This window comes from Erwinia typographi (assembly GCF_000773975.1).
Taxonomy (GTDB): Bacteria; Pseudomonadota; Gammaproteobacteria; order Enterobacterales; family Enterobacteriaceae; genus Erwinia; species Erwinia typographi.
The window spans coordinates 1-5,106 of the sequence record NZ_JRUQ01000031.1; the positions used below are offsets into that span (position 1 = coordinate 1).

The window sequence follows — 5,106 nt, forward strand, 5'->3', positions numbered from 1 at the left end:
GACGGGGATACTGTGACTGTGTGGTATACTGTCACTGGAGTAAAATCAGCATCCACTTTATATAATGTTATGCATAGCGGTGATGATATTTCTGATACGGTTCCTGTGGCAGTGGAGGCTACTGGGAACAATGGAACGCTTTTACAGCAGGTTGATTATTACAAACTTGCCAGTCTTACGATAAAAATTCCTGTTTATCGGGGAATGGTATCGGGTGATACAGTCACAGTATATTGGATAGGACGAGACTATACTTATGATAGTGACACAATCACTGTCTCTGCTATTGGTGAGATAGATGTCCTTGTCCCACGGATGGAGTTTATTGACACTATCGGCGACACTGCTTTCGTTTATTTTTCGGTAAAAAAGAATGGAGTAGGAGACGAAATATCATCATCCATATTGTATCTGGATATTGAAGGTCAGTCACTTGAACTTAAATCTCCCGATGTCAGTGATGACTTACAAACGGTGACTGTTATTTACTCTGGCATGAGCAGTAGCGATAGAGTAAAAGTAAGAGTTGTTGGGGCGAGTATTAATGAAACATCCGTGCAGCAGGGGAATGATAGCAACATTATTATATTCTCCATCGATAGATCATGGTTGGAAAAAGATGAGAGATCCAATCTATTATATAATTACGCTGTTGGTGTTAGTGGGGGGGAGTATCAATTCTCTCGAGTTACTCGTATAAGTGCAACGTGAATAAATGAGGTCGGAAGTGCCGATAATTAATCGGTTGGCGCATTTTATAATAAAGGTTGAGAGGGGGTTGAATGAATAGGTGTTTAGGGTTAAGAAGTGACGTAAGGCAGTTGGTGTTTTTGGGAAGGAACCGTTTATTTAATGTGATTTATTGTTATCATGTTTATACGTCAATGTTATTTAAATTTATTTTTTTTGTTTTTTTTCTCATTTTGACTGTTCATCCATTAGACGCTAAACGCAATAACATCAAAATATCTGTTGATTATGAGAAAAGGGAGCGGGCATGTGGTAGTGTCACTGATCGGGGAGATAAAATATTATGTTACATTAAATACGATTATAGCAACACGGCAGTCAGGTGTGACCAAGATGACAATAAACCAGGAGTGCTTTGTAGTGGCGTTATCTTTAGAGGTACGGACAGTGACCTTAATCGTTCCTTTCACTCATGGAATCCGTCACCTACGTCGGTGATTTCTGGTGGAGTGTCATTTTCTTATTTAAGGAAAGATTCATCATTTAATAAGACTGCATACGGTTATGTCACGGGGTTTATTTTTTACCCAATGCTATTTACTCCCGTAGGAATGGACTCGTCAATTAAAGTTTTGTGTGGTTTTCCCCTTGATGCTTGGACATCGGGTAGATCTGATAAAGGGTGTGGGGAATATAACAGCCTGTCTGATACCAGACCATGTATTGAACAAGGAATTGAAACCGCCAGCCAATGGTACGACACTTATCATGGCCGCAGTGGGCAGAACACTTGTGGTTTCACTCTTTATTCTTCCGGGAATGCAGTGAATACTTCAAAATTATTTGATGCAATGATAAAATCCCAAATCCTTTTGAAAGAGTCATCATTTGATGAACAGAATGAACTGCGTTTGGAAGTGTGGAGTCAAGACAAAGCCGATATCCCCTTAGAAGCGTTTTTTTATCTGTCAGGGAGTTCGATAGGCCTTAAAAGTTCTCAGAAGGATCAAGAAGATTTTTATTCTGAATTCTCTTTATTTATCCCTATTATTGAAGTTAAGTTCCCTGATTCAATTGGAGGGGAAGCTGAATTTTCATTTAGTAAAAACGACCAAGTTGTAACTTATTGATTTTTATTGTTTGTTTAATGGTTTGCTTCTTCGAAAAATACTGTTTTTAAGGATTTGGTGGTTTTTATGAAGTTCAACAAAGTGTGATTGTTATTTGGTTGTTTTTTCTAAACTGTACGATTCATAATTGGATGGTCAACGTTGTGTTTTGCTACATCCAATCGCCCCTGGCGATTAATTGGGATTGAAAGGAAAGGATGTGATAAAAATGGTTTTTCTGGTGCTGTGTTTTTGATATGAGATTTATTTTTTATTTGTGTTATTTCGTGTAAAATAAAAAACGATAGTTGATGGTAGGTTCGGTTAGTAACTGTTTGGAGTGATTTTATGAAAAGTGTCATTATCATTGGTAGTGGCCCGTCCTTATGTAAGGATGATGTGGATTTATGTGTTTCTGATGGGAGGGATATTGTTTCAGTAAATTCATCGTGGGTGCTTTCCCCAAAGTGTAAATATGTTTTTTCAGGCGATCTGAATTGGTGGAATCATAATTATAATAAGTTGGCGGGGTATTCTTCTCTATGGACAAGTAGTTTTAAAGCTTCTAAAATTTATTCATTGAACTATATGGTGTGTGAGGCGTTTCTGACAAACTCAGGAGCTAAAGCAATCGATTTTGCTGTGAAAATAGGGTATGAGCATATAGTCCTTTTAGGATTTGATTGTGAATTATCTGAGCGCGGAGATACCCATTGGCATGGTGACCACCCTGCTGGTTTAGGAAATCCAACAATAGATTCATTCAATAAATGGAAATTGCAGTTTAGAGAATTGAGAATAAAAACACCATCAGTTGAAATCGTAAATTGTTCCAGAAGTTCGTCGATTGATGCTTTTCCACGTAGTCCCTTGTCTCAATGTCTGATTTCATGAAAAATGAGACTCATTGTAGTGGGACTTTCATCTTATTTTTATAGTGTGTGAATTTATGTCCATAATCGCTACTATTCTACTGAAAGGAGCACCTATGTTGATAAACCTATTTGGAAGCTTCTATGGGCCCGAGGTGATTGCCGCATTCTCTGGAGCTATGCTTTTCACTATTGTTCAACAAACATTTCATGGTATTAACAAACTGATCGTTTTTGTCGTTTCTTTCCTGATGGGAACAGAAGGTGCTGATACCGCACTTTCACTGTTAAAACCTTATCTTCCTGATGGCATTCATGTTGGAAAAGAAATCGGCGCGTTTGTATGCAGTGCTTTTATCGTTTCCGTTGCAATGAGTGCTATAACCCGGTTTGAAAACAAAACAAAAAGTGAACAAGATAAAAATGATCGTGTAGGAGGCGGGGAATGAATACATTGAGCTTTGAATATTGTTTTCAATTATTTCTTTTGAATGCTAATGCTATCATTTGTGCATTTATATCTGTTAAGGTTTTCTTGTGGCGATTGAAACATCGCCCGAATAATTTAATGAATGCTTGCATTACTTATTTTGTTATTATTTCTTGTGCGGCAATTGCTATTAGAACACTCACAGGTGAATATATGTATGCTGATTGGGCTGAGACGGTTATAAATTTTTCCCTTTTCATCATTTCTCTGGTGAAATCTGGTAATCTCTTTAGCAGTACGATGAGAAAGAATTAAGGAGATTCGTAGCGTCCTGAACCGGATATTCTCTGGATTACCCCCCCATCACTATAGACATATCCTGTCCTCACTACGGTGTTTGTTCGAAGGCCTCTGGTCTGAAGACGCCACCGATGTGATTATGACGCCGGGCCCAAGTCAAATCCCAGGTTTTATTTTATAGGCGAGTTTTCTTATGCGTTCTTTGGTAATGTATTGAATTAGCAGAACATGTATCCTTCGCTTAAGGACCCGATAACTTTTTCGTGGACCTCGATTGAGCGCGAGAAGCAAATCGTTTGATGTAGCCCCCTGAAACACCACCAGACAGTAACTGTATCTCCAGATAAGAATAGGCTCGAATATATGTCTAACAGTAACGCCAATTTTGAGATGACCGGGGTCCTGTTAGGGCAAGAAGTCCGTAAACGTAAAACGCCTCAGGAGAAGATCGCCATTATCCAGCAGACTATGGATCCGGGCATGAATGTCTCCTATGTCGCCCGTCTGCACGGTATTTAGCCTAGCCTGTTGTTTAAGTGGAGGAAGCAATACCAAGAAGGCAGCCTTACCGCCGTTGCGGCCGGAGAGTAAGTCGTTCCAGCTTCTGAGCTTACTGCGGCTCTGAAGCAGGTCCGGCAGCTTCAGCGCCTTCTGGGTGAGAAGACGATGGAAGTTGAGCTCCTGAAAGAAGCCGTGGAGTACGGTCAGTCGCGAAAATGGATAGCGCACGGCCCTTGTTGCTAAAGGACAGGGAATAGCCCTGGTCAGCCGCACCATGGGAGTGTCGCGTGCGCAGCTGTTTCTGCGATTAACCGTTCTGCCGACTGGCAGGACGGGCGCTGTAACCGGCGTAATGACGAAGCTGACGCTGAAATACTGTCGGACTTCTCGCCATCATCAGCGACATGCCCAGCTACGGCTATCGTCGTGTGTGGGGCATTCTGCGTAAGCAGCGTCGCACAGAGGGGCTGCCGCCGGTCAATGCCAAACGGTTTTATCGGCTCATGAGCGAGCATAATCTGCTGTTACTGCATGACAAAATGGAGCGACCGAAGCGTGAGCATAAAGGCAAAATCGCAGTAGCAGAAAGCGATATGCGGTGGTCTTCAGGCGGCTTCGAGTTCGGCTGTGACAATGGTGAGAAGCTGCGTGTCACGTTCGCGCTGGACTGCTGCGACCCATAGAATGGGCGGCAAGCACAGGAGGTTACGACAGTTCGACGGTGCAGGATGTGATGCTGAGGTCGGTAGAAAAGCGCTTCGGCGACAGGTTGCCGGCCACACCGCTGCAGTGGCTGACGGATAACGGTTCAGCGTATACCGCGCATGAAAAGCTGAGGTTTGCCAGATAGCTGGATCTGGAGCAGTGTATAACAGCAGTGAGCAGCCCGCAGAGTAATGGTATGGCCGAACGGTTCGTTAAGACGATGAAGGAAGACTATATCGCGTTCATGCCAAAACCGGATGTGAGAACAGCACTGCGGAACCTGGCAGCAGCGTTCACGCATTACAATGAAAACCACCCGCACAGTGCGCTGGGATATCCCTCTCCGAGGGAATACCGGCGGTAGCGGGTATCGTAACTTAAGATACAAAAGCTTTCCGGAAATGGCGGGTCAAGATCAGGCATAGCTGCCCCAGTCGACGCTGGTAATCATGCCAATACTGAAAGAGGCCAGCAGCGCCCGTCATACAGCTCTTTGAAC

At 42.6% G+C, this 5,106-nt stretch carries 5 protein-coding genes and 2 pseudogenes; 6 read left to right on the plus strand and 1 reads right to left on the minus strand.

Features of this window, described 5'->3' with window-relative positions; translation table 11 throughout:
* The 5 genes from NG99_RS10855 to NG99_RS28220 form a co-directional block, all read left to right on the plus strand.
* Positions 1-711, plus strand: a 711-nt coding sequence (locus NG99_RS10855; protein WP_034892145.1) for a hypothetical protein, incomplete at its 5' end; no start/stop codon positions are given.
* A 71-nt stretch (positions 712-782) separates the two neighbouring features.
* Positions 783-1,820: a hypothetical protein gene (locus NG99_RS29205; RefSeq protein ID WP_157032607.1), complete on the plus strand. Its 1,038-nt coding sequence runs from the start codon at positions 783-785 to the stop codon at positions 1,818-1,820.
* A 327-nt stretch (positions 1,821-2,147) separates the two neighbouring features.
* Positions 2,148-2,693 (plus strand): hypothetical protein, encoded by a 546-nt coding sequence (locus NG99_RS29210; RefSeq protein WP_072017582.1) that lies wholly within the window; start codon positions 2,148-2,150, stop codon positions 2,691-2,693.
* A gap of 94 nt (positions 2,694-2,787) precedes the next feature.
* Positions 2,788-3,120, plus strand: coding sequence for a putative holin (locus NG99_RS27590; protein ID WP_052130656.1), 333 nt, complete (start codon positions 2,788-2,790; stop codon positions 3,118-3,120).
* Positions 3,117-3,416, plus strand: a complete 300-nt coding sequence (locus NG99_RS28220; protein ID WP_072017583.1) for a phage holin family protein — start codon at positions 3,117-3,119, stop codon at positions 3,414-3,416. The genes NG99_RS27590 and NG99_RS28220 overlap by 4 nt, the downstream gene beginning before the upstream one ends.
* Positions 3,417-3,619: 203 nt before the next feature.
* On the opposite strand, the pseudogene NG99_RS30485 reads toward NG99_RS28220, so the two are convergent.
* A pseudogene (locus NG99_RS30485) lies at positions 3,620-3,700 on the minus strand (IS1 family transposase); the annotation flags it as partial.
* Between the two features lie 91 nt (positions 3,701-3,791).
* Here NG99_RS30485 and NG99_RS10875 point away from each other — a divergent pair.
* Positions 3,792-4,971: pseudogene (locus NG99_RS10875) on the plus strand (IS3 family transposase).
* Positions 4,972-5,106: the final 135 nt, after the last annotated feature.